Origin of the sequence: Geopsychrobacter electrodiphilus DSM 16401 (genome assembly GCF_000384395.1) — a bacterium.
In the GTDB taxonomy this organism is placed as follows: Bacteria; Desulfobacterota; Desulfuromonadia; order Desulfuromonadales; family Geopsychrobacteraceae; genus Geopsychrobacter; species Geopsychrobacter electrodiphilus.
In genome coordinates this window covers 3,539,315-3,565,179 of the sequence record NZ_ARWE01000001.1, presented here as the reverse complement: position 1 = coordinate 3,565,179, position 25,865 = coordinate 3,539,315, and the positions used below count along the sequence as shown (strand labels likewise).

Below are 25,865 nucleotides of genomic sequence, written 5' to 3'. Positions count from 1 at the left end.
GCGAGTCGCGCTCTCTACTTGCGAGAAACCTCAGGCCCTTTTCACCGGGCCTGAGGCTGTTCATGGGTTTATTTCTCGAGATTGTCCTTGAGGTAAGCATAGTCAGAAATCTCAGTCCAGCGGCGGGCCATCTTCATGTAGGCCTTCTGGGACTCCATAATCTTCTTGAATTCTGGACTCTTTGCTTCGTATTCGGCCAGCAGTTCTTTATTCGCCTTTTTTAGTGCCGCAATGATCGGTTTGGGGAAGGTGCGAATCTTGACGTTGGGGTAGTCCTTCTCGATCGAGGCCAGGCCGACAGCGCTTTCATGATAGGAACGGGCATACATGTCGTAGGCGGAAAATTCCATGGCCACGGTCAGGATCTTCTGCAGATGCGGGGGCAGGCTGTCGAACTTCTCTTTGTTGACCATGAACTGCAGTTCGGTGGCCGGCTCGTGCCAACCGGTGTAGTAATAGTCGGCAATCTTCTCAAAGCCCATCTTCAGGTCGAGGGAGGGTCCGACCCATTCCAGCGCGTCGATGGTGCCACGGTCCAGGGCGGTGTAGAGCTCACCCGGGGCGATGTTGGTGACGGAAACGCCGAGTTTGGAGACCACTTCACCGGCGAAGCCGGGGATGCGCATTTTGAGCCCCTTGAGATCGTCCAGGGTCTTGATCTCCTTGCGAAACCAACCGCCCATCTGATTGCCGGTGTTGCCGCCGGGAAAGGAGTAAATTCCCTGTTTGGCGTAGACTTCCTTCATCAGATCCATGCCGCCGCCATAGTAGAACCAGGCATATTGCTCGGGGGCGATCATGCCGAAGGGCATGGTGGTGAAAGGCATGGTGCTGATGTCTTTGCCCTTCCAGTAGTAGGACGCCGAATGCCCCATCTCGTACTGGCCTTCTTTGACCATGTCGAGAATGCCGAAGGGGGACTTATGCTTGTTGGAGGAATCGATACGGATTTCCATTTCACCGTTCGACATGGTTTTGACCATGTCAGCCATCTTGATAACGGCATCACCAAAGATAGGGAAGCCACTCCCCCAGGTTTGCGCCAGTTTCCAGCGATACTTGGCGGCAGCCTCGGCCTTGTGTGTGGTCCCGCTGGCCAGCAGCAGGGCACAGGCCACAAGGGTGCAGACCAGAAAACGACTTAAGCTTTTGAGCATGATTCTCTCTCCTCTGAACAGGTTAAAATAAGCGCCAGGGGTGCGCGAAAAAAAGGGGATTCAGCCCTTTGCAGGGACTTTATTTCACTCACCCCCAGTCTTAAGGGGTTGGCCGGAGAAAACCAACCTCTCCCTGACTGACCGGTTCTATTTGCTGCCCAAGCGGTCATTTTGGATTTGACAGGATGCTTATTAAAGGTCGAGTTGTTCTTTGAGGAGGCGCAGATAGCGGCGACTGACAGGGATTTTTTGCGCCTGGCGCAGTTTGATTTCAGCCTGGCCGTTGTCGAGCATGATGATTTCATCAATTTCATTGGGGTTGACCAGGTATTGTTTCTGGCAACGCACCAGCAGGGTCCGCTGTTCCAGTACCCTGAGGGTCAGCTCGGTGTAGAAGCTCTCGTCCGCGGTCAGGACATGGACGCCACTTAAGTCTGAAACAACGTAGTGGATTTCGCTCGGCGGGATCAGCTTAACCCGGTTGCAGACCTGACAGGGGATCCGCTGCAGCGAGGCTGCCGGGTAGCTGGGGGTGACCCCGCGGGTGATGTTGTTCAGGACCTTGGCGATGGTTTTCTGCAGCCGTTCGGGGTCAATCGGCTTCATCAGATAGTCGAGGGTTTTCTCTTCGAAGGCGCGCAGGGCATGCTGATCGTAGGCGGTCACAAAGACAACGTGGGGCATCTGTTCAGTGTCGATCATGCCGAGCATCTCAAAACCATCCAGTACCGGCATTTCTATGTCGAGAAAGATCAGCTCGGGGCGTTCGCGGCCAATCAGCTTGAGCGCTTCAAAGGCGTTGGCACAGCTGCCGATAAGGTCGAACTTGCCCGAATGCTCCAGCAGAATGGCCAGTTCCTCGCGGGCCAGCTGCTCATCATCAATGATCAGGGTGCGAATCATGAATCCTCCCTGGCGACGAACGGAATACTCACCCGGGCGCAGGTCTTCAGACCAGGCGTACAGTCGATCTCCAGCCCGAAATCAGCTCCGAAACTGTTTTTGATTCGTTTGTTGACCAATTTCATGCCGAGTCCCTCAGTATCAAGAGGTTCGCGGTAGGCGCCGGCGTTGTCGATGATTTCGATAATAGCCCGGGTCCCGGTGCGACGTGCCTTGATCTGTACCAGGCCATTATCCAGCAGTTCGGCTATTCCGTGTTTGATGGCGTTTTCAATCAACGGCTGCAGGGTAAAAACCGGCAGGCGCTGACAGAGAAGCTCTGGCGGGACATCGATCGCGACCTGCAGCCGTTCACCAAAGCGTGCCTCTTCGATCTTCAAATAAGAGCTGACATGCGCCAGTTCCTCTTCGAGGGTGTTCATATCGCCTCTGCGTTTGAGGTTAGTGCGAAAAAAATTGGAGAGCTGATGCAGCAGGTTGCGGGTTTGGCCAGCATCCTTACGGCTGACGGCGATAATGGTGTTGAGGGCGTTGAAGAGGAAGTGCGGATTGACCTGTGCCTGGATCAACTTTAGTTCGGAACTGACCAGGAGCGATTTCTGCTCTTCATAACGCGAGCGCAGCAGCTGATGAGAATAGAGGGTCGCCAGCCCCTCGCCGAAGGAGCGGGTGATGTTGGGGAAAAGCTTGGTTTTCGGTTCATAGAGGCTGATCGAGCCGATGACCTCCTGGTCCACCTGCAGTGGAAAGACCAGCGCCGAGCCGAGCAGGCAAGGACTGGATATCGGGCATTGAAATTTGGTCGAAAAGCCATCGGCAAACACCACGACCTTGTCTCGGATAGCCTGTTTCGATTCCTGAGTGCTGATGGGATTTCCGGGCAGGTGGTGATCGGCGCCGATGCCCGAAAAGGCCAGAATTTTTTCGCGATCGGTAATGGCGACGGCTCCAACCCCGGTTTCCTGGCGGATGATATCGACCATCTCCTTGGCAGTTTCGGAGTTAAATCCGCGACTGAGGCTGTCGAGGGTCAGGTCGGCGACGCTGAATGCCTTGGCTGAAAAACGCGCCCCGGCGTTGTCGCGCACCTGGCGCTGGTCGCGAATCATACTTAAAAACATCGCCGCTCCGACCGCATTGGCGCTGATCATCGGAAACGCGATCACCTCGACCAGGGCCAGGGCGTCCTGATAGGGGTGCGAGAGGGCCAGAATAATCAGCATCTGCCCGATTTCGGCGACCAAGGTGGTGAGCAGCGCAACCGTCGGCAGAAAGACCTTGTCGGGTTGCTTGCGTTTGACGAAATAGAGGTAGACCAGTCCGCCGAGCAGACCCTCGAAGGTCGTTGAAACCCCACAGGAGAAGGCGGTGAACCCTCCGAGCAGGTAACGGTGAAAACCGGCGGTCAGGCCGACGGCTACACCGAGTACCGGCCCGCCGATCAGACCGGCGAGAACCGCACCGATCGCCCGGATGTTGGCGATTGCGCCCTGGACCGGCAGGCCCACGTAGGTGCCGGTGATCGCTAGCAGGGAAAAGACGCAATAGAGGGCCAGCTTGTCTTTGCGACGCAGCTGGTCACCTGAAAAGTATTTCAGCACCGGAGATTTGCTGAACAGGTAGGCGATGACCAGAATAATCGCCATTTGCTGCAACAAGGCATAGACAATAGACATCAACGGCTCCAGAAAGGGGGCGGGGCAAGCCGCCCGAAGAGATCAGTAGCAAATTCTGCACTTAGAGTCTACTGAGGCCACAGCGGTGACATAAAGTTTAACGATGCTAAGTGGTCTTATACAGCAGGTTAGTGGTTCAGGTTGTGAGGTGTCTGCGGCTAGAAAACGCTGCCGCGTGGGATTTTATTTCGTGGAGATCAGCGAAAAGTCGATCCGTCTGCGGCCCAATTCAACCTTGGCCACCTTGACCCGCACGCGCGTCCCGATCTTGTATTCGTGGCGGCGACGTTCGCCGACCAGGGCAAGTCGCGCCGCGTCGAAATGATAAAAATCATCCTGCAGGGAGCGCACCGGCACCAGCCCATCGACAAACAGGTCATCCAGTTCAACAAAAAAACCGAACTCCGCCACCGATGAAATGGTGCCGTCAAACTCTTCACCCAGGTGCTTCTCCATGATCTGGCAGCGGCGCAGATCAGCCAGGTCACGTTCAGCCTGCATCGCCCGGCGTTCCTTGGCCGAGGTGTCAAACCCGAGTGTTACAAGCTCCGCTTCCGAGATGGCGCTGCTGTGCGGGTCGGGCGCGAGGGTCTGTTTGAGGATGCGATGGATGATCAGGTCAGGGTAGCGGCGGATCGGCGAGGTGAAGTGGCAATAGTGGGCGGCGGCCAGGCCAAAATGGCCGGCGTTCTGCGGGGCATAGCAGGCCTGCTTCAGGCTGCGCAGCAGCTGTTGGTTGACCATGCGCGCTTCGGGTTTGTCGGCAATATCGAGCAATAACTGCTGCAGCGATTTCTGCAGGTTTTTGCCCAGCACCAGACCGACCCCGCATTCGGCGGCCAGCTGCTGCAGATCCTGCAATTTCAGGGGATCTGGTTCTTCATGGATGCGGTAGAGCAGGTTGCGTTTTTTGCGGGTCAGGTATTCGGCCACCGCTTCATTGGCCGCCAGCATGAATTCCTCGATCAAGCGGTGGGCCAGGGTGCGTTCGGTCTTGATCAGTTCGAAGGGTGCGCCGCTCTCATCAAGTAAAATCTCGACTTCCGGCAGATCCATATCCAAACTGCCACGCGCGCGCCGCATCTCGCGCAATGCCGCGGCGAGTTGTGCCATCTGTTGCAGTTGCGCAATCAGGCCGGCCGGTAGTTCAGAGGTCTGCGGATCATCCAGACAGGCGGCGACGCTGGTGTAGGTCAGGCGTGCCTGGCTGCGCATCACTGCCGGGTAAAAGTTGGATTGCTGGCGGTTCCCTTTGAGATCGAACTGCAGCTCGGCGCACATCACCAGCCGATCTTCTTCGGGGTTGAGCGAGCAGATGCCGTTGCTTAAGGCTTCGGGGAGCATCGGCAGGCAGAAGCCGGGAAAATAGACGCTGGTGCCGCGCTCAAGCGCGTCATTGTCGAGTGCGCTCTGCGGTTCGACGTAATACGAGACGTCGGCGATACAGACCCAGAGGGTATAGCCGCTCGCGGTTTTTTTTAGTGCCACTGCGTCGTCAAAATCCCGGGCAGTTTCGCCGTCAATCGTCACCAGTGGCAGCTGGCGCAGATCGGTTCGTCTTGCAATTTCAGCCGGGTCGATGCATTCACCGATCCGACCCGCCTGTGCCAGTGCGGCCGAGGAGAATTGATGCGGCAGGCCATGGGTGCGGATCGCGCTTTCAATGTCGACCCTGGGGTCGCCGGCCACCCCCAGCACCTCGATAATCCACCCGCTGGCGTTGAACTCGCCGTGTGGATAATACTCGATCTCGACTTCGACCAGATCGCCGGGGTTCGCATCGGGGTGGGGCGGGACCTGAACCGGGCCACCGAGTTTTTTATTTTGCGGAAAGACCTGGGCCGATTTGCCGCGGATGCGGTACTGGCCGACCAGACGGCTGTGGGCGCGCTGCAGCACATTGATGACCTTGGCGTAGGGGCGTCGGTCCCGCGCGGAAACCGCCAGCGCGACCAGCACCCGGTCGCCGTCCATCGCCGTATCCACGTGCCGCGCCGGAATGAACAGATCTTCGCCCTGTGCATCATCGGGTCGAACAAAGCCGTAGCCTTTTTCCGCCAGCGAAAATACCCCTTCCAGGGTGCGCTGCTGCGATTGCCGCAAGCGGTACCCGCCTTTGCGTTCCTGCAGGGTTCCGCTCTTGACCAGTTGTTCCAGGCAGCGGGTCAGCAGTTTTCGCTCTCCGCCGCGCAAGTTGAGATGTTCTGAAATTTCACGCCGACTTAAAGGTTTTTTTGTGCCCTGGGCGAGCAGGTCGATGATTTTCTGTTCAATCGGTTGCATAGGGTCCTTGAGTTGGTTATTTAAAAAAGAAGATCTGTGGATGGCGCGCCAGGTTCTACCGAGCATACTATGGAGAGGGTGAGGTGGCAATCTGCCAACCGCTCGCCATATTGAAGCAACGTATTCGAAGGAGGATCACCATGCTTGTACGCAGTGCTGACTTTTCATCAATAAAAAGGAATCTCAGGTATTTTATGGTCGTTGCCGGCCTGTTGATGCTGACCGGCTGTCTCGGTTACCCACGGCCGGTGAAAACCCTGCAGCCGCTCCCAGCAGACGTGAAGACGCTGGCCATGATTCGCACGACCTGGGATAAAACCCGCCCGGACGCCTTTTGTCAACCCGATATAGGTGACGATATTTATCGGCAGATGAAGCAGTCCTTGCAGGATCTGGGTTACCAGGTGGTTGATTTCAAGGTGCCGCCACTGGACAACAGTAACCGGCCCGATCCGGTCGCCGGCATGAGCGGCGCCGAGTTGCTTCACAACGCCCCGCAAAGCGTCGACGGGATCTTTCGTTTGCGCGTTGTCGAATATCTCGATGCGGCTCTGTGTGACACCGGATATGAGTCGAAATCTCTCGATCTAACCGCTGTCGCAGAAATTTTTGCCCGCAAAGATGGAAAGCTTTTGTGGCAAACGCGCCAGTTGTGCGGAGATATCTCAGGCCGTACCAGGGATGTTGTCTACAACTGCAGCGTCGGGCTGTCACAGAGAATTGCGCGGCAACTACCGCCAGCCAGCCATTGAGCGCTCCTGTGGCTCCGCTTCGAGCTGTCCCGATACCCTTGTGCAAGGTGTCGGCGGCAGGCGGGAAGATCCGCGCGAGGTCTTTTTTTCAGCTGGGTCTCAGTCGGCTAAATTATCGGCAGGAAGCGAATAGAAATGTCCGACCCCGCGCACAGACTTGATGCGTTCCGAGCCATCGGGGTGACAGGAGAGTTTTTTACGCAAGTGACTGATGTGGACGTCAATGCTGCGGTCATAGGGGTTGTTTTGGCGGCCCTGCACATGATGGACGAGCTCTTCACGGGGGACAACATGTCCGGCACGCGAGAGCAGAATCTCAAGCAGGGAGAATTCTGCGGCAGTCAGCTGGATATTTTCGCCGCTACGGTAGGCTCTATGCGAGCCCAGGTCGAGCAGGATGTCTCCGACCTGTAGCCTGTCTGTCTGTTTCAGCGCGGAGGGGGACTGCTGACTGCGCCGTAAGATGTTGTGGATGCGCGCGAGGAGCTCTCTGGGGTTGAAGGGCTTCGGCAGATAATCATCGGCGCCCAGCTCCAGCCCTCTGATGCGTTGCTCATCTTTGCTGTAAACGGTCAGCATCAGGATCGGAATGTCCGACTCTGCCCTGATCCGGTGCAGAACCTCAAATCCATTCAAGCCCGGCAGTTTTACATCCAGAATGACAATGCGATGTTCTCCGGACAGGCTGCGCTCCAGACCGGTGACCCCGTCCTGCACGACTTCAACCGAGAATCCTTCGGGTTGCAGGAATTCCAGAAGCAGAGAGCCGACAGCAATATCATCTTCAATGACTAAAATTGACATGCGCCTCCTCGCTTTCAGTCGCCAGGGGATGTGAAGCCGAACCGGCTACACATGCCGCAGCGGTCTCTATTCGACGGGTTCTTCTTCGGGATGTTTTTTCCCCGTAATGGGTGTTCGGCCAGTTGCCGCTCTGCGTGCAAGGATCAGTGCTTCCTGCTCATCCAGCCAGGCTTCGATAAGGTCAAATTCATAGGGTTTGTGAAAGATCTGGCACCCCAGCTGCTGAGACTGCTGGAGTTCCTCCGTGGTCCAGCTTCCCGAGAAGATGGCTTTTGCCGACGGACTGAGAGGGCAGTTACATTGCCGTTGACGGTTCAAAAATTCGAGACCGGTCATATACGGCATGCGATTGTCGGTCAACAGGATATCCGGGCATGCAGAACTGGAGCAGGTGGCTTCAGGGTTTGTATACAGAGGGTGGGCGGACAGATCGGAATGGCTGACGACCCGATATCCGCGGTTTTCAAGGACTTCGACAAGTAGCTCTCGGCAGGCGGAAACGTCGTCAAAAACGACCGCCCTGAGTTGGTACTCCATGCAGACCCCCCGTGCGCTGATCAGCACTCATCTTTTCGCCAAGGTTTAGCGAAACAACGTCTTTAATGAATTTAATTGTATCGAACAATTGTTAAGGTAACGCATATTATTCAAGGGTAAGAGTTAAGAATTGTTAAGCTCCTGTTATCCTTGATCTGTTTACGAAATTTTTTCATGGCCGAGGTGGTGAACTATAAAAAAAGCGCGGACCATTTTTGCGGATGAAGAGAGTTGTTCCTTTGTGGTTAGAGCCCTCTGGCGTACTGGGCGTTGGTGACTGGCTGGATATTCTGCTCGAGTTGGGCTTTTGACCCCGGTTTTCCTGCGAGCAAAGCCTCAAAAAGGCTGATGATGCGGCGGTTATCCAAGTCTATTCGGGTCTCGGTTTTTACCTGGCTGAGATCGATCAGGAAGGCGCTGAACGTTCCGGGCAAATCGTGCACTATGTCGGGATTCAGGAAATTAAGGTTGTTGTAGATGCGATGGTAGCAACCGGCGCTCTTTTCGATAATCAGCCTGACCCCTTTGGCGTTCGTGATACCTGTCGATCTGCTGCACTGCAGCAGGCAATCCTCGTCAATGCGGCTTTTTTCACAGCCTTCAATCTGATGCATCAGGCATTGGCGGCTGGTCATGAGTAGAATCGGGTGGTAGATGCTGTAGTAGAGGGCAAAGTCTGCGGGGGGCACAATATTTTTCATCTGATCGCGGCTGATTTCATTGGAGATGAAAGCACCGGAACAGTTGAATTTTTCTTTCAGGCATAACAGGCTGAAGGAGTTGACCGTATTCAGACAGGGGCCCGCGATCCAGCGCAGCCCTTTTTTTTGCGCCGCATGGGCGATGCCGGTGTTGTCGGTCACGATCTGTTGCGGTGCGATCCGCTCCAGAATGTCGAGCGCCGCCAGGTAGTTTTTGCCGATGAGCACCGCCGGGAACCAGGGGGTCACATCAGGGTTTTCCAAAAAAAGGTCGACAAGCTCGGTATAATCGGCGGCAAAGCAGCTGGGCAGTTGATAAAAGATATCGGCGCTGGTTTCGCTGCACGCTTCCAGCTGCTGCCGTTCGGAGATCAACACCGCGAGGCGCGGTCTGGCAGGCGCGCGGCCGGGGAGCGTCAGGCGCGGGGGGGTAACCGGTGCAACCTGGTCTTGTGAGCCGTTTAGGCAGAACAGGATCCTTTTTCTGATCGTGGTCAGCTCTTTAAACGGAAGAAAAAGTCCCGGGCGCAGCTTATCGAGATTTAACGGCGCGAGTTCATATGCGCTCTCGTGGATGGCGCCGAAGCGCTGATGGAGGCTCGCGTAATCCAGTTGCTGAGCGCTGCTTTTTTTGTTGCCGGCCGCGGCCGGGACCAGCGCAGTTTCCGAACAGATGACGCAGGAGGTCTCCGGCGTCATCATCGTTACCTTGAGAGGGGTTCCCGCTTCTCCGGCGATGCTGATGGTTAACCGCGGCTTTGCGGTGTCCAGGCAGGCGATCTTGCGTTGGACTTCGGTGATGATCCGGGTGCGTGAGGCATGAATCTCATCCTTGATGCTGTCCATGCCGTCGGGACTGACGTCCCCCTTTAATGCCGCAAAATGGAGCGCTGAATGATCCCGCGGATTATCAATAAACAGCTCTTTGCTGATATCCCCCTGCAGGAAGGCGTTGCTGAAATCCCGGTTAAACACCTGATACAGGGCGGCATTGTCGCGCGTCGCGTGAGCGTGGGCGTAAAAAGTGTCGAGCAGCTTACGCCAGGCGTTCACCACCGTATAAACGTAATGAAACTTTTTCATCCGCCCTTCAATCTTGAGCGAGTCAACCCCGGCGGCAGAGAGTTGCTCAAGGTCGTAAAAGGCGGAATTATCCTTGAGATTAAGCGGGAAGTTCATCCCCGCCGGCGTGGTCAGGTATTGTTCGCGGCAGGGCTGGCTGCAGCGTCCGCGATTACCCGATTTGCCCTCGAGCACTGAGCTGATATAGCAGAGGCCGGAAAAACAGATGCAGTTGGAACCATGAACAAAGACTTCACTCGATATCTGGCGCTGATGTCCGACCTGTACGAGCTCCTGAATCTCATGGATGTTAAGTTCGCGCGAGAGATTGACCCGGGTCGTTGAGAGTTCGGCCAGAAATTCGATCTGCCCGGTATTGTGCGTAGTCAGTTGGGTCGAGGCGTGAATCGGCAGGGTTTTGAAGTACCTGGATAAGAGATAAAGCAGGCCTAAATCCTGAACAATGACGCCGTCCAGGCTGGTGTTGACCAGGCGGTTCAGCAGTTTGAACAGGGCCTTGATCTCGTTTTCAAGGATGATGATATTGATCGTCAGAAAGATCTTGCAGTTGTGCCGATGAGCCAGATTGATCATCTCGATCAGGTCATCAAATTCGATATTGGTCGCCCGGTTGCGGGCATTGAATTTATTCAGACCGCAGTAAATGGCGTCGGCACCAGCGACAATGGCCGCCTTGATCGAATCAAGATCACCGCCCGGTGCGAGGAGTTCAAGCTTTTTTTGCATCATCAAGTTACTTTTAAGCCGCCCCTTTGGAGCGCGCGAGGACGTCCTTCAGCCAGGCAATCTCGTCCGGGTTGAACTGTTTATCATGGGCGGTGCCGACGTTCATCGCCCACCAAACCCCTGGCGAGCTGATCTCGGCAATTGCATATCCTGGCATCTGTACGCAGGGCGCATGTTTCTCGGCCCAAACGTTCAGTCGTTTCTGATCATCAAAAAACACCAGAAAGTCGCTGCCGTCATTTTCGATGATCAGCGGCAGTTCGACCTCTTTTTCTACTCCCTCTACAAGGGATTTAATCTTCTGGATCGGAACGAAGAAGATCGTGTGCAGGAAGCGGCCATAAAAGTCCATCCTGGCCTTCGGGTCTTCGGGGTTCGCGTTGAGGGCGGCTAGGGCCTGGTCAAGTTCAGTCATGAAAAATCACCTTTATGTCTCAGTTTTAAAGAGTCCAAGGGAGAACGGCAAAGGCGAACAGCTTAACAGATTGGACGGCACTTTGTCATGGCCACTGAGTCACGTCGGTCTGCGACCTGATTCCATGATTACAGCCTGGCGTTCGAGAGCGGTCAGCGGCCAAAGGTGCTCAGGTAACCCACCTCAGGGCGATTTGATTTTCAAGCTCAGGAAATGCGTGACTTTTGAGGTTAAACCTTTGAGACTGGGTGATGATAATTCTCCCGCTTCTGTGACGAGCATCAAACCATGACAGATATTCTGCTGCTTCAACCACCGGCGCTTAAACCGGCCGAGCCACCCCTGGCGCTGGCGGTGCTGCTGGCCCACTTAAGGGCCGAGGGGCTTCAAGCCAGGGCGCTTGACGCCAACCTTGATGCCTATCTTTATCTGCTCGACGGAGAGAGGCTCACCCTTCAAGCGAAGGGGGTTGCCGAGACCAACCTCAGTCGAGCTCTGCGCCATCGCACCGCCTCTCTGGCCCTGCTGCGTTCTGCAGGTGCCGTGCAAAATTTTTCACGCTACAACACAGCCGTCCGTTATTTAAACCGACTGCTTGCCCTGTGGAACAGCCCTTGCGGTGCAGAGCGGCTGACTCTGGGTGATTATCAGCACGCGGGTCTCTCCCCCTTTGCGCCTGAAGATCTTGAGCGCATTGCATCCGGGGCTTCCCCCAGCCTGTTTGCTGACTACTTTAACCAGGAACTGCTCCCCAGAATTTGTGCGGTGCAGCCGCGGATAATTGCGATCTCGATCAATTACCTGCACCAGGCGTTGCCGGCATTTGAGCTGGCCGGCCTGCTGCGCCGGGCCCTGCCCGAGGTGCTGCTGGTCGCGGGTGGAGGCTTGATCTCTTCCTGGCGCGAACCGCTGCGCCGCCTCGGTCTGCGTCTGCCGATCTTTGATCATCTGGTCTTCGGACCGGGCGAGACCGCCCTGGCCAGGTTGGGTCATGATGCGGCCGGAGCCGACTACCTGTTACAGGATGCGACGACGATCGGCTTTGCCCCGGATTTCAGTTTCGCCCGTCTGTCGGATTATTTCTCGCCGCAGCCGATCCTGCCGCTCACGGCTTCGCGTGGCTGTTACTGGCAGCGCTGCCTGTTCTGCCCCGAGGCCGCCGCGCCGGTGCATGCTTATACCGCCGCGCGGCCGGCCGAACTCCCTGCTCTCATGCGGCAGCTGGCCGACACTTACGGTATCCGGCATATTCAACTGACCGATAACGCGATCCCGGTCAATATGTTGAAGGTCCTGGCTGAGCACGCCGCGGAGCTGAGTGATCTCAACTGGTTCGGCTTCGTACGCTTTGAAGCGGCGCTGGAAGATGCCGATTTTGTCGCAAGCTTGGCCAAAAGTGGTTGCCGAATGCTGCAGCTGGGGCTGGAAAGCGGATCGCAAGCGGTGCTCGATCGCCTCGGTAAGGGGGTGAGGCTCGAAACTGCGGCGCGAATTCTGACCAATCTCGCCGCCGCCGGGATCGCCAGTTTTGTCTATATTATGCTCGGCACCCCCGGTGAAACCGAGCATGACGCCGAATTGACCCTCAATTTTCTGGAACAGCATGCAGCCCGGATCGGGTTTCTTAATCTATCGATCATGAACCTGCCGCGCGCCTCGGGCCTGCTGGATAATCCCGAGCTGTACGGTATTTCATCCACCGACCCCATCGGCGATCACCGTCCCCTCGGGCTCTATCAAAAGTTTACCGCCGAAACCGGTTGGGACCGTTCCGCCGCCCGTCGCTTCCTGGATCAGCGCCTGCTCGGGTCGCAATCGATCCGTAAAATCGTCAACCGCACTCCACCGTTATTTACCTCGAATCATGCGGTTTTCTTTAGCAGTTCGTCCCGCCTTTGAGTTGACAATCCATGACCTAACCGCTAGAAGTTAGAGGCTTGCTGAGGGGGGTCAGCGCGGTCTTAAACCGAAATCAACGGGAGTCTTATTTATGAAATTGAAAATTTTCGGGATTGTTATCCTGGTGCTTGTGGCCATGCAATTCATCCCTTATGGGAAGGATCATTCAAATCCGGCGGTTGTCTCGGAACCGCAGTGGAACAGTAACCAAACCAAAGCCTTGTTTCTTAAGGCCTGTGGGGATTGTCACAGCCATGTTACCAAATGGCCGAAATACAGCAATTACGCGCCGGTTTCCTGGTTGGTCCAAAGCGATGTGGAGGAGGGGCGGCAGCATTTTAACGTGTCAAACTGGGGGCCGCAGCAGAGAAATAAAGGGGATGAGGCGGCAGGGGCTGTCAGGGAAGGGGAGATGCCGCCCTGGTATTATCTGCTCCCTCATCCTGAAGCGCGTTTGACCGATGCTGAGACTCAGACCCTCATCTCCGGCCTGGTGGCAACGTTCGGCGATAAGGAAAAGAAGTAGATTGAAGGTCTCTTGTTTCGCCGACCAGACCTGAGCTGTGGGTTAACGACCCAGCTGAGGTTTTTTTGGCGTCTCGGCTTCTAAATCGCAAAAGACTCCAGCAGCAGGCGCGCCAGGCGTTCTTCGACCTCGGTGATAAAAACATCGGGGCTCACAAAAGCAGGGTTCTCGAGGCATTGGCGCAGACTGGTGCAGGCGGCTGGGTCAAACTGCAGGGGGTTGCTGCACATCCGATAGAGGTGGTTGATCTGTGACGTTGCGGCGTCCAGATCCAGGTCGACCAGCAGGCAGGCATGGACCAGAATCGCCGCCTGTTCGCGATTACTCCCCGCCCAACGTTGCGCCGTACCGACCAGTTTCTGGCCGCCGACCTGCAGGTTGTAGCGTCCATCGCAGAAGGAACCAGGCACCTCACCCGTTTCGGCATGCAAGCCATAGGTTGCGAGCAGGCCCTCCAGCAGGTGACACACCAGCCGATAGCCATCTTCCAGGGTCCAGTTTTTAAGGCGCGGATGAATCAGGGACAGGTTGATTATGCCCGGCCCCTGCGGCACACAGGACCCCCCCGAACTCCGCACCACCAGCGGCCAGCCCTGTAGCGCCAGGGTTTCTGCGGCCAGGGCAAAATTTGGCATGCGTGACTCACGTTTCGTCACCGCCAGGCTTTGCGGCCCCTGCCTGATGCAGAGGCTGGGGCCGAGCTCGCCGCTGCCAACCCGCTGCAGCAAATCATCATCGAAGCGGATGCTGGCGACAGGGTCAGTGATGGCTGCCGGGCGCAGCAGTTGCCAGGGCCGGTCAAAGTGCACAAGCGGGAAGAGTTCGGTTACAGGGGGTTTCTTCATGCGCGCAGAGTACTTGAAAAAGCTAAACTCCTCACGCATATTTTGAGTCTTTAGGCTTTTTGGGGCGCTATAGTTATAAGGCATCATCTGAAAATCGGTTTGGCCGTTCGACGCCATGCGGCGCTGAGGCTTTAATGACCCGGGAGGGCGCTATGGATTTCTGGAACTATCTGCGCGAGCATATTTTAGCCGGACAGGGTTTTGAGGGGAAACTTTTCTACTCGCTGCTGGCACTGCTGATTTTTTGGATCATTCGCCTGATAACCTTGCGGATCCTGCTGCGCGGGCGGGAGATTACGGCGCAATACCGCATCCGCAAGATCGTCATTTATATTACCTGGCCGCTCGCATTTCTGGTGGTCGGGCGCATCTGGTTTACCGGCTTTGAGGCGATTTCAACCTACCTCGGGCTGCTCTCCGCCGGCCTGGCCATCGCTCTGCAATCCCCTCTGGTTAACCTGGCGGGCTGGGGGTTTATCCTCTGGCGCCAACCGTTCAAAGTGGGGGACAGGGTGCAGATCGGTGATCAGCGCGGTGATGTCATCGACCAGCGGATCTTCATGTTCAGCCTGATGGAGATTGGCAACTGGGTCGATGCCGATCAGAGCACAGGCCGGATCCTGCACGTCCCGAACGGCAAGATTTTTTCCGAAGTGCTGGCGAACTACCGGCAAGGGTTTCAGTATATCTGGAACGAAATCCCGGTGCTGGTGACATTCGAGAGTGACTGGCGCATGGCGAAGGCGTTATTGCTGGAGGTGGTTAACCACCACGGTGGCGCGATCAGTGCGACAGCTCAGCAGGAACTACGTGAAGCGGCCAAGAAATATATGATTTTTTACCGGACCTTGACGCCAACAGTCTATACCGCGGTCAAGGATTCAGGGGTGATGCTGACTATGCGTTACCTCTGTGATCCGCGCAAACGTCGCACGACCGAACAGGATATCTGGGAATCGGTGCTCGAAGTTTTTGGTCGTCATGACAACATTGACTTTGCCTATCCGACTCAGCGCCATTATCTTAACGACCGGGAAGGGAAGCCGGGGACCCGGCCCGAGGCGCTGTTCGGCACAGATACGAGCAGCCCTGCCGAACCCTGATTTCGCGCTGTGAGGGTAACGCGCATGTCAGCCGAGAAAGTTTTTGACCCCGGTAAAGAAGATCTGCGCCGCAATCGCCGAGACGAAGAGACCGGTGAGTTTGGTGAGGATGACCAGCCCCTGTTGACCGATGACCTTCTCCAGGCGGCCCGAAACCAGCAGCAACCCGCCGACCGAGAGGATCGCGGCCAGGAGCGCCGCGCTCGCGACGATCTTGTCCGGCATCCCCTTTAAGCTCGCACCCATAACCAGCAGGGCGCCGATAGTGCCCGGACCGACGGTGATCGGAATCGCCAGCGGCACCACGGCCAGCTCCTGGTCGGGGTCGGTTGAGGCGACGATGCGCGTCCCCTGAATCAAGCCGATGGCCGAGATAAACAGCACCGCCCCGGCGCCGATGCGGAAGGCATCGAGGGTGATCCCGAACAGCGCAAAAATATAACGTCCGAAGACAAAGAAGACAAAGCAGGTGACGATCACCGCCAGGGTGACCTTGATAGCGGTCTGTTGTCGCTCGGCCGCGGTGTACTTCTGGGTCAGGGACAAAAAGGCCGAGATCACGAAAAACGGCGTGAGAATCATGAACATCTTGAGGTAGACGCTGATAAACATGGTCAACATAGGGGGAATCCTTTACATCTGTTTCCTGATTATGTCGGCAGAGCATAACCGATTTAGCCTCAAATCAACACGCCCTGAGCGCATTTCGGCAATATAAGTGCAGCAGCAGAAGGGAATAAGGATTATTTAAAAAAGTACTAGACGACCGGTCTATTATAGGTTAAGGTCAGAACTATGAAATCCGAAACCAGCGCGACAAAACAACAGATTCTGGACAGTGGTTACCAGCTGATTGCCAGCAAGGGCTTTTCCACCGTCGGGCTGGCACAAATTCTCCAGTATGCAGGGGTGCCGAAGGGTTCTTTCTACTACTATTTCAAATCGAAAGAGCAGTTTGGCGAAGAGTTGATCCTCAGTTACTTCAAGGCCTATCAGCTCGCCCTGGATGAACTGTTCGACCCGTCCCGCGGCACGGGCTATACGCGCCTGATGGGGTACTGGCAACGCTGGGTTGAAACCCAGTCAGCCGACTGTGCTGAGCAGAAGTGTCTGGTGGTCAAGCTCAGCGCCGAAGTGGCGGATCTGTCCGAGCCGATGCGGCTGGCCCTGCTGCATGGATCTTCACGGATTATCGAACGGCTCGCGGGCTGTATTGAGGCCGGTATCGGCGACGGCTCCATCGTTGAAATGCCCGCGGCACGAAGCGCCGAACTGCTTTATCACCTGTGGCTGGGGGCGAGTCTGATGAGCAAATTGCAGCAGAACGGCGCAGCCATGCAGCGGACCCTGGAGACAACGAAAGCGTTGCTGAAAAACAAGGGCCTGCTTTAGCAGCATGCTGGCCAGATTTTACGAGGTGATCTTTTTCACTTCCAGCTAGACGACTGGTCTACTATCCCGGCCGCGAGACGGATATGCACCGAGGAGGCTGGCCTTCAAGTAACTTAATTTCTAACCCAAGGATAGAATGATGAAATCAACCAGAGAAAAAAATCGCCAGATTCTGCTGGCATCACGCCCGGTCGGGGCGCCGACTACAGCGAATTTTCGTCTTAAAGAGACCACCAAACCCGTGCCCGCGGAAGGGGAGGTGCTGCTGCGCAGTATCTACCTGTCCCTCGACCCCTATATGCGCGGCCGGATGAGCGATGCCCCCTCGTATGCTCCTCCGGTGCAGCTGAACCAGGTGATGCTCGGCGCGACGGTCAGTCAGGTTGAAGTAACCCGGCACCCGGATTACCGGGTCGGCGACTGGGTGCTGGCCTATAGTGGCTGGCAGGATTACGCCATCTCCGACGGGACCGGCCTGACCGCGTTGGGATCCGCTCCGCAAAATCCATCCTATGCTTTGGGAATCATGGGGATGCCCGGCTTTACCGCGTACATGGGGCTGCTCGACATTGGCCGGCCCAAAGCCGGCGAGACGCTGGTCGTAGCGGCGGCGACCGGGCCGGTGGGTGCTACCGTCGGTCAGATCGGCAAGCTCAAAGGCTGTCGGGTGATCGGAGTGGCGGGTGGAAGCGAAAAATGCCAGTACGCCAAAGAGGTGCTTGGTTTTGATGAATGCCTGGATCACAAGGCACCCGATTTTGCTGCCCAACTTAAACAGGTCTGCAGCGCCGGCATCGACATCTATTATGAAAATGTCGGCGGTAAGGTCTTCGACGCCGTGCTTCCGCTGCTGAGCACCGGCGCGCGCATCCCGGTCTGTGGGCTGATCTCACAGTACAACGCCACCGAGCTTCCCGCCGGTCCTGACCGCCTGTCGCTGCTGATGCGCACGGTTTTGACCAAGCGGCTCAGGGTGCAGGGGTTCATCATTTTTGATGACTATGGTCAGCGTTATCCCGAGTTTGCCAAGGAGATGGCGCAGTGGCTCGGCGCGGGACGAATTAAATATCGTGAACATCTCATTGAAGGGCTGGAGCATGCTCCCGAGGCCTTTATTGGCCTGCTGCAGGGGCAGAATTTCGGCAAGCTGGTCATCCGCGTCAATGACGCACAATAGGCAACTTTGATGCTTTCGCAAAAAGTATCAGATTGTCTGGCTAAGCAAAAAACGCCAAATGCAAGGCGCGCAATTGTCGAACAATGAGGCGTATTTACGTACGTCGAAGCAGTGAGACGATTGCAGAAACACCGCAGTTGGTGAGTTTTTGCGACGCCACTAACTTTTCACTCTTAAAGGAGACATAGATGAAGATTTTGATGGTTTTGACTTCACATGACAAATTAGGTGACACCGGCCTCAAGACCGGTTTCTGGCTGGAAGAATTCGCTTCGCCCTACTACACGTTTATCGACAGCAAGGCTGAGGTCACCCTGGCTTCGCCGCAGGGCGGTCAGCCGCCGCTGGATCCCAAAAGTGATGAGCCGGACTTTCATACCGCCGCGACCGCGCGCTTTCGTGAGGATGCCGCCGCGCAAAAATTGCTCGCCAACACCCGGCGTCTTGATACGCTCAACGCCGCTGATTTTGACGCCATCTTTTACCCTGGTGGTCACGGGCCGCTCTGGGACCTGGCCGAAGACAAGGCCTCAATCGCACTGATCGAAGCTTTTTACCGTGCCGGAAAACCCCTGGGTCTGGTCTGCCATGCCCCCGGCGTGCTGCGTCATGCCAAGGGTGTCGATGGTGCCCCGCTGGTCAAGGGGAAACGCGTGACCGGTTTCAGCAACAGCGAAGAAGAGGCGGTACAACTGACTAAAATAGTGCCGTTTCTGGTGGAAGATATGCTCAAGAAAAATGGCGGTCTCTACGCCAAAGGTGCCGACTGGGGGAGTCATATTGAGATTGACGGCAAGCTGTTAACCGGGCAGAATCCGGCCTCATCTGAGGCGGTCGCACAAGAGATGGTTAAACTGTTCTAGTCTGAGAACGTCTACTCCGCCGCAGTCGGTTGATCCCGGCTGCGGCCTTCTGCCTCAGCGTTTCATTAACCATCCGAGCAGTCCGATGACAAGCAGCACGATTCCCACGGGAAGCAGATAGTAGCCAAGCATCACCCCCCAGAAACCGGCCGAAGCGAGGTGTTCGCCCTTTGCGCCGGAGACCAGTGCCCAGATATATTCGAGCGCCATTACCAGAAATGGCAGTATGATGGCGGATATGCCAATCCAGATCAGCTTTATCATCCCTTGATGATAGCCGTTGTGGTCGTAAAGGCAAGTGCGTACCTGGCCTTATCCACCTCTTAGTCGTTGATCCGGACCTTCCGGAACAACCCATTGAAATTTATCGAGTCGTAATGAATCTGCTGATCATCATCCCCCGTCAACCCCATACCACCGGCAACCATGTCAGCGCCAGCCGTTTTGCCCTGAGCCTGTCGCATCGCGGCTGGCAGATACGCATTATTGAGGTGGCCGAGAACGAACCTGCCCCGATTCTTGAAGCCTTGCAATCGCCGCCGGACATCGTTCTGCTGCTGCATGCCTATCGCAGCGGGAAGCCCTGGTTGCTGAGTCAGGCGCAGTTCGATATCCCCTACGCCGTGCTGCTGACCGGTACCGATCTCAACCGTGACCTGAATAACCCGGAGCGCGCGTTAATTATCAATCGAACCCTGACTGGAGCCAGCGCTGTTATCGTGCAGAACCCTATTGCTTTCAGTGGTCTGCAGGAGACAAATAATCCCTGGATCGCCAAGTTAAAGCTGTTGCCCCCAGGGATTGTGCTTGGCGCCGCCGGTTATCCCTTGCGGAGTAACCTCGGACTCTCTGCAGAAGATCTGTTGATGTTGCACCCCGGCAGTCTGCGCCCGGTGAAGGGGAGCCTTGAACTGGCGAAGATGGCGAGAGGTCTGCTGAAGTGCACTCCGAACTTGCATCTGGCATTTTGTGGCCCGGTTCTCGATACTGAATATGCCGCTCAATTCTTCGCCGCACTCCAAATGCAGCCACGCACTTACTATCTGGGCGAGATTCCCTATGCTGCGATGCCCGATGTGCTGCTGCAGTCTGATTTGATTCTGAATAATTCAACCTCCGAAGGGGTGCCTAACGCCCTGGTCGAAGCTGCCAGCCTCGGGCGTCCGATTCTAGCGCGCAATATCCCCGGAAACGCCAGCGTTGTGCGGCCTGAGGACAATGGCCTGGTGTTTGACGACGACCTTGATTTTGAGCGCCAGGCGCTCAGATTGATTACCGAACCGACCCTGCGGCAACGCTTGAGTCGTCCTGATCTCCTGAGCTTCTCGGCTGAAATTGAAGGGGAGCGGTTAGGCGATTTGCTCGAAGAAGTATTGCGCGGCGCGGCTGACTAAGGATTAAGGAGAAAAATGAGCGAGCACGAAAGTCTAAGTATGGAATTTGATTTAGGTCGAGAACATGTAATTGTTCAACGCAGATATGAGGCTGTAGGAGCGATAAATGATCTTTTGATCGCAATCTGGTTTTTGGTAGGAAGTTTTTTCTTTCTTTCAAATTCCTTGGTGGAGCGTGGCACTTGGCTGTTTATCGTTGGCAGTGTGCAGTTATTGATAAAGCCGGTATTAAAACTAGCGAGCTTGATACACGTAAGACACGTTTATCACACAAAAGTTAAAAAAAGTCAGTAGTCTCCGGTTAAGAAGTTGCAAAGGCCCCGAACTCCAGGCCAATGATATCTGGCGGGCCTAAGCTGCGGTCTTATTGCGAATATTGTTGCGTAGCTCACGGACTCTTTTGATGCTGACCCGCTCACCATGTTCTTCGTGGCAATCGATGGCTAGCAGTATGGCATGAACCGATTGCGATGGGTGCTTTCTCGAATCTCAGGGTATTTTGTAACCTTAAAACCAATCAGATTTTGGTCTCGAAAACAATGCAGTACAAAATCCAAGACGTTCCCCCCCCAGTTAAAACTTACAATCTTTTAGATGTTATCCCCCCTTCACTTGTTTGAAAATCAATGATGACTTACTGTTGGAAACAACCCGAAGAACCGGTGTCACCTCTTTAGGCTCTGGTGGAACGTGAATAACGATAGCTGTTAAATTAAAGAATGTTTCTGAAAAAATTCACGAATTTATCGACAGTTAACGCTTGTGACGACACCAATCTAAGATCTTTTGGGAGATTTTGTGATGTTTGAAATCATCGAAAAACAAATCAATATCGACCTGCCTCTTGGCGATCCTTTGCACTACATGGTTTGCCAGATTCCCAATCATTTGGGCTTGGCCGATTTTTCCTGTCGACTGGCCAACCCTAAAAATAAGTGGGAGGAAGTGAAGGCGGTCTTCGAACTCGTTGCTACGGGTGACGGGAACTTGAAAAAATGCCATTTTCTGGCTCTTCCAGAAGCGGCTATTTCGGGCGAATATGTTGACAGTGCCCTGGCATTCATAAAAGAAAGATTCCGGCCAAATACAGTGACGTTTTTTGGGGTGGACCATGTGCCACTGGTGAAGTACCGGGAGTTTCTGGAGCGCTACCCTAATGACAACCCTGAAGCACTGGCTTCGGTCATTCAGGATCTCGATAGCGGTGACAGCAATGAACTTCCAACCAACTGGAGCATTACCGCGGTCAAGGAAAATGATGGCAGGTTAAGGGTGTTCATGCAGGCCAAAAGTCATCCGTATGTCGGGGAAGAGCACCTTGATTCACTGCACAACCTCTACCGAGGGAAGGTTTTCCCACTGTTCCATTGTCAGCCGAACAGCTTACATTTCATGAGCCTGATCTGCTTCGATTATATTTACCGTGACCTTTACCAGTCGAACATCAGCGCAATAGTCGACAAAGCCAATCATTTATTTTTTAATAGTCGCCAACAACTTGATCTGCTGATGGTTTTGGAATGCAATCCAAAACCCGAACACACGGCATTTCGTGACGTAGTTAATGGTTTTTATGGCGAATATATGCAGTATACGCCTGGAGTCCGAAATACGATCACCGTGTTTTGCAATACCTCGGCAGAGACGAGTGGACTACCCAAAAAGGAATCATTTAGCTTTGGCCATTCGTCAGTTCTTTTTCATAAAAGCCACAAAATTTTAACGGCAGGCACCCCCGAGTACCAAGTTGATGATTTTAATGGCTTACCGGTCTGCCGTCTACGTTTCGGGGCAGCAACAAGGCTGTACTATTTCAGCTTACCGATGCTTCACGAGTTTGACCCCCGAACCACTCGTGCACCGCTGAAAGTCCAAGGGATCTTTAAAACAGTAAACAACAGTTGGCAACGTATAGAAGATTAAATCAGTAACTTTGGCGAAATTAAATCATGGGCAATTATCTGATGAGAATATTTCTTCAAGGCAACAGGGATAAATTTGTATTAACATCTAACATACTGAGGTCCTTCATTGAGAGTAAGGATCTTCTGAATTGTCGGTCTGGAGACTCGGTGAAGAGAAGATCTGTCCCTTCTCATAAGTCACGATTTGAAACACAAGAAAGCCCCCGCTTGTTTATACAGACCGGGGCTTTCCTATAAGTTGCTCAATAATGGGGTCTCGGCGGGTGTCAAGATAGTTGTCACCTCATTTAATTATATCGCTATGTTGAGGCCCTCTTCGGAGGCCCTCTTCGGAGGGCCTTTCGGGTGCCGGGTTTAGCACAACAATTTCAATCGGTTTCCAGTTGCGGGTCTGCTGAGTCCAACGGCTAGGGGTCTTTTGTCTAGCCAGCTCGTAAACTTCTTTGCGTTTATCTAGAATGGCTTTTTCCTGCCCGTAGTGACGTTCATCCGGAGTCACGAAGCGGATCTCGCTGTGCCGATGTTCGGTGTTGTACCAAAGAACGAATCGATCAACCCATTGCTGTGCCTGTTGTACAGACGCAAAAGGGTGCGAGGGGTATTCCGGTCGATACTTCAAAGTGCGGAACAGCGACTCCGAGAAAGGGTTGTCATTGCTGACACTAGGCCGACTAAAAGAAGGCATCACACCCAGGCGCTGAAGGGTTGCCAACATCGTCGATCCCTTCATTGGACTGCCGTTGTCAGAATGCAGGATCAGCCCTTCGGGGTTTATATTGTGATTGCAAATCACATCCATGAACAACAAAGAGGCATTCTGGTCTCCCTCCACGGAAAAGACCGTTGCCGCCATGATCTTACGGCTCCAGATGTCGAGAATCAGGTACAAATAGAAGAACTGGCCCCTCACTATTGATCTGAGATAGGAGATATCCCAGGACCACACCTGGCATGGGCCGGTTGCTTTTTTCTCCTTTGGGCGACGATGCTTGACTGGTCGGCAGCGTTCCCGATGCGCTAATTGACCTTCAGCTCGCAAAATGCGGTAGAAGGTCGATTCCGAAGCGATATACTGCCCTTTATCAGCCAGGCGGGGGACGATCTGCCGAGGAGAGAGGTCTCGATACCCCAGGGAATTGGACACTGACAGGACCTGTTGTCGTTCTGAAGAGGACAGCTTGTTCGCTGGTGTGACCTTTGGACCATTGCGTCGGTCGTAGCCACCATGCTGACCTCGCCATCGCTGTACAGTTCGGGCTGTTAACCCGAGCATCCGAGCGGCGGGCTCCAACCTGGCTCCACAGCGCACTGCTTGCTCGATTAGGGCTAGCACCTTCTTTCTCGCTACAGGGTCGTGTCGTCGTCCTCGTCCCCCCAAATGTCCTGGGCTTTTTTTTTGAGAACCAGCAAAGCCGCAGCTTCAGCCAAAGCCTTATCTTTGCGATTGAGTTCTTTCTCGAGTTCCTGAATGCGTTTTCTGACAACACGTGTTGTTGGGGCTGGTTCAAGTCCTACCAGTATCTGCTCATGCCACTGTTGCAAATGGGCTTCATGTAAGCCCCGACTGCGCAAGAAGGGACCAAGATCTTCCTCTGAAAGGGAAGTCGCCTCAAGCACAGCAGCCAGTTTCTCTTCAGGACTCCAATCTTGCGGTCGTTTCATGCTGGACATCCTCTGCATGGATTTGGAGAATGAGGGCGGGTCAGGGAGAGCAGCAACATCTACGGTATCAGTTTCACCCGCCCATCGATAGAGGGTGCTTCGTGAGACGCCAATGTCCTTGGCAATAGACATTGGGCCAGGTCCGTTTGGATCTGCCATCTTCCTAACCATCAAGGCTCTGAACGCTTTGGAATACATGTGCCACCTAACTGCCCCCAATAGTGTTGAGTTTAGCTAGAGGCGACAACTATGCTGGCACAGGGGGGTCTTGCTTCACCTTAGGGTTAATAGCACAGGGGGCTCCAGCTGCAGTACAAATCACTAACAAAGCCCAAATAAAGGCCACCCCGAATAGTTCGAGGTGGCCTTTTCTCATCATTGAATGCCTGTCAGGCTAGTTCATCCAGCGCCACGCGGTAGCGCGGGTCTTCGATGACGTTGACCTCAATCATGCTTCCGGCGTTGCTGAGCAGGGTACGGCATTCGGCGCTCAGGTGTTTCAAGCGCAGTTTCTTCCCCTGCCCCAGATAGCGTTCGGTGAGGCTGCTGACCGCTTCGAGCCCCGAATGGTCGCAGACGCGTGAGCGCTGAAAGTCGATAACCACTTCGTCGGGATCGTCTGCCGGAGTGAATTGATCGTGGAAAGAACGGACCGAGCCGAAGAACAGGGGGCCATGCAGGCAATAGGTTTTTGTCCCGTTTGCTTCCGTTGAAATTTCAGCATAGATGCGCCGCGCGTTCTGCCAGGCGAAGACCAGCGCCGATACGATCACACCGATGGCGACGGCGATGGCCAGATCGGTAAAGACGGTGACCGCTGAAACCAGGACCAGGACCAGGGCATCTGTAAGAGGGATCTTATGCAGGATGCGCAGGCTCGACCAGGCGAAGGTTCCGACTACCACCATAAACATCACGCCGATCAGTGCGGCCAGCGGAATCATCTCGATCAGATCCGAAGCGAAGAGAATGTAGCTGAGCAGAAAGAGCACCGCCGCAATCCCTGATAGGCGTCCGCGTCCACCCGAATTGACGTTGATGATGCTCTGACCAATCATGGCGCAACCGCCCATGCCACCGAAGAAACCGGTCACGACATTGGCGACGCCTTGACCGATGCATTCGCGGTTGCCGCGACCACGGGTTTCGGTGACTTCGTCGATCAAGGTCAGGGTCATCAACGATTCGATCAGGCCGATGGCGGCGAGGATTATCGCGTAGGGGAGGATGATTTTGATGCTGTCCAGGGTTAGAACCACCATCGGGATATGAAAGTCCGGCAGGCCTCCGGCTAATGAAGCGAGGTCGCCGACGGTGCGGGTGTCAAGGCCGAAACCATGGACCAGCGCGGTGACCACCAATATCGCGACCAGGGCAGCGGGGACGGCTTTGGTGAGTTTAGGGAGAAGGATGATGATCGCCATGGTAAGGGCGACAAGGCCGAGCATCAAATAGAGCGGCGGGTCCTGCATCCAATGCAGTACGTTGTCCTTGTCGGCGATTTTGAACTGGCCGAGTTGGGCGAGAAAGATGACAATCCCCAGACCGTTGACAAAACCAAGCATCACCGGATGCGGAATCAGGCGGATAAACTTGCCCAGACGCAGCACCCCGGCACTGATCTGGATGATCCCCATCAGCACCACGGTCGCAAACAGATACTCGACGCCATGCGTGGCGACCAGGTCGATCATCACCACCGCCAGCGCACCGGTCGCCCCGGAGATCATCCCCGGTCGGCCACCCAGAACCGCGGTGATCAGTCCGACCATAAAGGCGGCATAAAGACCGACCAGGGGCTGAACACCGGCGACGAAGGCGAAAGCGACCGCTTCGGGTACCAGCGCCAGCGAAACTGTCAGGCCGGAGAGAATGTCATTTTTGTAGCTAGCCGTCTTATTGACGAGAAATTCGTACATTTATTGTCCTCAAAAGGGGGGGATTTGTAACAGAAGTGGTAAAGCAAAAGACGCCGACCTTAGTCGGTTGCCGGGGGAGATGCAAGGTTTAAATAGAATGAGGTCTGGAACTATTGAGTTTGA

General features: G+C 55.0%; 23 protein-coding genes. 10 read left to right on the top strand and 13 right to left on the bottom strand.

Features of this window, described 5'->3' with window-relative positions:
• Positions 1–68: 68 nt before the first annotated feature.
• The 4 genes from D888_RS0116760 to rnr form a co-directional block, all read right to left on the bottom strand.
• Positions 69–1,157, bottom strand: a complete 1,089-nt coding sequence (locus D888_RS0116760) for a TRAP transporter substrate-binding protein (protein WP_020677731.1) — start codon at positions 1,155–1,157, stop codon at positions 69–71.
• Positions 1,158–1,349: 192 nt separating this feature from the next.
• The gene (gene btsR / locus D888_RS0116755) at positions 1,350–2,060 is read right to left on the bottom strand and encodes a two-component system response regulator BtsR (RefSeq protein WP_020677730.1); all 711 of its coding nucleotides are present in this window, start codon (positions 2,058–2,060) and stop codon (positions 1,350–1,352) included.
• On the bottom strand, positions 2,057–3,736 hold the full coding sequence (locus D888_RS0116750) for a sensor histidine kinase (RefSeq protein ID WP_020677729.1): 1,680 nt from the start codon (positions 3,734–3,736) through the stop codon (positions 2,057–2,059). The genes btsR and D888_RS0116750 overlap by 4 nt, the downstream gene beginning before the upstream one ends.
• Before the next feature lie 183 nt (positions 3,737–3,919).
• The gene (rnr, locus tag D888_RS0116745; protein WP_020677728.1) at positions 3,920–6,019 is read right to left on the bottom strand and encodes a ribonuclease R; all 2,100 of its coding nucleotides are present in this window, start codon (positions 6,017–6,019) and stop codon (positions 3,920–3,922) included.
• 140 nt (positions 6,020–6,159) lie between these two features.
• Between rnr and D888_RS0116740 the strand changes: the two genes are divergently transcribed.
• Positions 6,160–6,771: a hypothetical protein gene (locus D888_RS0116740; RefSeq protein ID WP_020677727.1), complete on the top strand. Its 612-nt coding sequence runs from the start codon at positions 6,160–6,162 to the stop codon at positions 6,769–6,771.
• Positions 6,772–6,870: 99 nt separating this feature from the next.
• Here D888_RS0116740 and D888_RS0116735 read toward each other — a convergent pair whose 3' ends face one another.
• The 4 genes from D888_RS0116735 to D888_RS0116720 form a co-directional block, all read right to left on the bottom strand.
• Positions 6,871–7,575: a response regulator transcription factor gene (locus D888_RS0116735; protein WP_020677726.1), complete on the bottom strand. Its 705-nt coding sequence runs from the start codon at positions 7,573–7,575 to the stop codon at positions 6,871–6,873.
• A 66-nt stretch (positions 7,576–7,641) separates the two neighbouring features.
• Positions 7,642–8,112 (bottom strand): response regulator, encoded by a 471-nt coding sequence (locus D888_RS0116730; protein WP_020677725.1) that lies wholly within the window; start codon positions 8,110–8,112, stop codon positions 7,642–7,644.
• A 245-nt stretch (positions 8,113–8,357) separates the two neighbouring features.
• Complete coding sequence (locus D888_RS0116725) at positions 8,358–10,625, bottom strand: peptidase U32 family protein (RefSeq protein WP_020677724.1); 2,268 nt, start codon at positions 10,623–10,625, stop codon at positions 8,358–8,360.
• Positions 10,626–10,635: 10 nt separating this feature from the next.
• Positions 10,636–11,037: an SseB family protein gene (locus tag D888_RS0116720; RefSeq protein ID WP_020677723.1), complete on the bottom strand. Its 402-nt coding sequence runs from the start codon at positions 11,035–11,037 to the stop codon at positions 10,636–10,638.
• 288 nt (positions 11,038–11,325) lie between these two features.
• Here D888_RS0116720 and D888_RS0116715 point away from each other — a divergent pair, with 288 nt between their 5' ends.
• Complete coding sequence (locus D888_RS0116715; protein WP_020677722.1) at positions 11,326–12,936, top strand: B12-binding domain-containing radical SAM protein; 1,611 nt, start codon at positions 11,326–11,328, stop codon at positions 12,934–12,936.
• Positions 12,937–13,027: 91 nt separating this feature from the next.
• Entirely contained in the window at positions 13,028–13,462 is a 435-nt protein-coding gene (locus D888_RS0116710; RefSeq protein WP_020677721.1) for a heme-binding domain-containing protein, read from the top strand.
• An 80-nt stretch (positions 13,463–13,542) separates the two neighbouring features.
• Here the strand turns inward: D888_RS0116710 and D888_RS22110 are convergent, their stop codons facing one another.
• Positions 13,543–14,346 carry a lipoate--protein ligase family protein gene (locus tag D888_RS22110; protein ID WP_156827039.1) on the bottom strand — a complete coding sequence of 268 codons (804 nt, stop codon included), beginning with the start codon at positions 14,344–14,346 and terminating at the stop codon, positions 13,543–13,545.
• Between the two features lie 113 nt (positions 14,347–14,459).
• Here D888_RS22110 and D888_RS0116700 point away from each other — a divergent pair, with 113 nt between their 5' ends.
• Positions 14,460–15,410, top strand: a complete 951-nt coding sequence (locus tag D888_RS0116700; protein ID WP_020677719.1) for a mechanosensitive ion channel family protein — start codon at positions 14,460–14,462, stop codon at positions 15,408–15,410.
• Between the two features lie 27 nt (positions 15,411–15,437).
• On the opposite strand, the gene D888_RS0116695 is transcribed toward D888_RS0116700, so the two are convergent.
• A complete protein-coding gene (locus tag D888_RS0116695; RefSeq protein WP_020677718.1) occupies positions 15,438–16,031 on the bottom strand; it encodes a MarC family protein in 594 nt (197 codons plus the stop codon).
• 174 nt (positions 16,032–16,205) lie between these two features.
• Between D888_RS0116695 and D888_RS0116690 the strand changes: the two genes are divergently transcribed.
• The 3 genes from D888_RS0116690 to D888_RS0116680 all read left to right on the top strand — a co-directional run bounded on the left by D888_RS0116690 (position 16,206) and on the right by D888_RS0116680 (position 18,842).
• Positions 16,206–16,802 carry a TetR/AcrR family transcriptional regulator gene (locus D888_RS0116690; RefSeq protein ID WP_020677717.1) on the top strand — a complete coding sequence of 199 codons (597 nt, stop codon included), beginning with the start codon at positions 16,206–16,208 and terminating at the stop codon, positions 16,800–16,802.
• Between the two features lie 139 nt (positions 16,803–16,941).
• The gene (locus D888_RS0116685) at positions 16,942–17,979 is read left to right on the top strand and encodes a zinc-binding dehydrogenase (RefSeq protein WP_020677716.1); all 1,038 of its coding nucleotides are present in this window, start codon (positions 16,942–16,944) and stop codon (positions 17,977–17,979) included.
• Positions 17,980–18,167: 188 nt separating this feature from the next.
• Positions 18,168–18,842, top strand: coding sequence for a type 1 glutamine amidotransferase domain-containing protein (locus tag D888_RS0116680; protein WP_020677715.1), 675 nt, complete (start codon positions 18,168–18,170; stop codon positions 18,840–18,842).
• Positions 18,843–18,896: 54 nt separating this feature from the next.
• On the opposite strand, the gene D888_RS0116675 is transcribed toward D888_RS0116680, so the two are convergent.
• Entirely contained in the window at positions 18,897–19,052 is a 156-nt protein-coding gene (locus tag D888_RS0116675; protein WP_169513297.1) for a hypothetical protein, read from the bottom strand.
• Positions 19,053–19,219: 167 nt separating this feature from the next.
• Here D888_RS0116675 and D888_RS0116670 point away from each other — a divergent pair, with 167 nt between their 5' ends.
• The 3 genes from D888_RS0116670 (at position 19,220) to D888_RS0116660 (ending at position 22,159) form a co-directional block, all read left to right on the top strand.
• On the top strand, positions 19,220–20,236 hold the full coding sequence (locus D888_RS0116670; RefSeq protein WP_020677713.1) for a GPMC system family 4 glycosyltransferase: 1,017 nt from the start codon (positions 19,220–19,222) through the stop codon (positions 20,234–20,236).
• Positions 20,237–20,251: 15 nt separating this feature from the next.
• Positions 20,252–20,530, top strand: coding sequence for a YrhK family protein (locus D888_RS0116665; RefSeq protein WP_020677712.1), 279 nt, complete (start codon positions 20,252–20,254; stop codon positions 20,528–20,530).
• Between the two features lie 507 nt (positions 20,531–21,037).
• A complete protein-coding gene (locus D888_RS0116660) occupies positions 21,038–22,159 on the top strand; it encodes a hypothetical protein (RefSeq protein ID WP_020677711.1) in 1,122 nt (373 codons plus the stop codon).
• A 285-nt stretch (positions 22,160–22,444) separates the two neighbouring features.
• Here D888_RS0116660 and D888_RS22105 read toward each other — a convergent pair.
• Together D888_RS22105 and D888_RS0116645 are read right to left on the bottom strand one after the other, a co-directional pair.
• Positions 22,445–24,021 (bottom strand): IS3 family transposase gene (locus D888_RS22105; protein ID WP_156827038.1). Its coding sequence is split into 2 segments (ribosomal slippage): positions 22,445–23,550 and positions 23,550–24,021, totalling 1,578 coding nucleotides; the frame shifts between segments, so codons are not numbered across the junction.
• Between the two features lie 191 nt (positions 24,022–24,212).
• Positions 24,213–25,742, bottom strand: a complete 1,530-nt coding sequence (locus D888_RS0116645; protein ID WP_020677708.1) for a SulP family inorganic anion transporter — start codon at positions 25,740–25,742, stop codon at positions 24,213–24,215.
• Positions 25,743–25,865: the final 123 nt, after the last annotated feature.

What these genes read in the sequence shown, in the direction of transcription:
- D888_RS0116760 (WP_020677731.1), bottom strand. Translation starts at nt 1,157, where the DNA reads ATGCTCAAAAGCTTAAGTCGTTTTCTGGTCTGCACCCTTGTGGCCTGT.
- btsR (WP_020677730.1), bottom strand. Translation starts at nt 2,060, where the DNA reads ATGATTCGCACCCTGATCATTGATGATGAGCAGCTGGCCCGCGAGGAA.
- D888_RS0116750 (WP_020677729.1), bottom strand. Translation starts at nt 3,736, where the DNA reads ATGTCTATTGTCTATGCCTTGTTGCAGCAAATGGCGATTATTCTGGTC.
- rnr (WP_020677728.1), bottom strand. Translation starts at nt 6,019, where the DNA reads ATGCAACCGATTGAACAGAAAATCATCGACCTGCTCGCCCAGGGCACA.
- D888_RS0116740 (WP_020677727.1), top strand. Translation starts at nt 6,160, where the DNA reads ATGCTTGTACGCAGTGCTGACTTTTCATCAATAAAAAGGAATCTCAGG.
- D888_RS0116735 (WP_020677726.1), bottom strand. Translation starts at nt 7,575, where the DNA reads ATGTCAATTTTAGTCATTGAAGATGATATTGCTGTCGGCTCTCTGCTT.
- D888_RS0116730 (WP_020677725.1), bottom strand. Translation starts at nt 8,112, where the DNA reads ATGGAGTACCAACTCAGGGCGGTCGTTTTTGACGACGTTTCCGCCTGC.
- D888_RS0116725 (WP_020677724.1), bottom strand. Translation starts at nt 10,625, where the DNA reads ATGATGCAAAAAAAGCTTGAACTCCTCGCACCGGGCGGTGATCTTGAT.
- D888_RS0116720 (WP_020677723.1), bottom strand. Translation starts at nt 11,037, where the DNA reads ATGACTGAACTTGACCAGGCCCTAGCCGCCCTCAACGCGAACCCCGAA.
- D888_RS0116715 (WP_020677722.1), top strand. Translation starts at nt 11,326, where the DNA reads ATGACAGATATTCTGCTGCTTCAACCACCGGCGCTTAAACCGGCCGAG.
- D888_RS0116710 (WP_020677721.1), top strand. Translation starts at nt 13,028, where the DNA reads ATGAAATTGAAAATTTTCGGGATTGTTATCCTGGTGCTTGTGGCCATG.
- D888_RS22110 (WP_156827039.1), bottom strand. Translation starts at nt 14,346, where the DNA reads ATGCGTGAGGAGTTTAGCTTTTTCAAGTACTCTGCGCGCATGAAGAAA.
- D888_RS0116700 (WP_020677719.1), top strand. Translation starts at nt 14,460, where the DNA reads ATGGATTTCTGGAACTATCTGCGCGAGCATATTTTAGCCGGACAGGGT.
- D888_RS0116695 (WP_020677718.1), bottom strand. Translation starts at nt 16,031, where the DNA reads ATGTTGACCATGTTTATCAGCGTCTACCTCAAGATGTTCATGATTCTC.
- D888_RS0116690 (WP_020677717.1), top strand. Translation starts at nt 16,206, where the DNA reads ATGAAATCCGAAACCAGCGCGACAAAACAACAGATTCTGGACAGTGGT.
- D888_RS0116685 (WP_020677716.1), top strand. Translation starts at nt 16,942, where the DNA reads ATGAAATCAACCAGAGAAAAAAATCGCCAGATTCTGCTGGCATCACGC.
- D888_RS0116680 (WP_020677715.1), top strand. Translation starts at nt 18,168, where the DNA reads ATGAAGATTTTGATGGTTTTGACTTCACATGACAAATTAGGTGACACC.
- D888_RS0116675 (WP_169513297.1), bottom strand. Translation starts at nt 19,052, where the DNA reads ATGGCGCTCGAATATATCTGGGCACTGGTCTCCGGCGCAAAGGGCGAA.
- D888_RS0116670 (WP_020677713.1), top strand. Translation starts at nt 19,220, where the DNA reads ATGAATCTGCTGATCATCATCCCCCGTCAACCCCATACCACCGGCAAC.
- D888_RS0116665 (WP_020677712.1), top strand. Translation starts at nt 20,252, where the DNA reads ATGAGCGAGCACGAAAGTCTAAGTATGGAATTTGATTTAGGTCGAGAA.
- D888_RS0116660 (WP_020677711.1), top strand. Translation starts at nt 21,038, where the DNA reads ATGTTTGAAATCATCGAAAAACAAATCAATATCGACCTGCCTCTTGGC.
- D888_RS0116645 (WP_020677708.1), bottom strand. Translation starts at nt 25,742, where the DNA reads ATGTACGAATTTCTCGTCAATAAGACGGCTAGCTACAAAAATGACATT.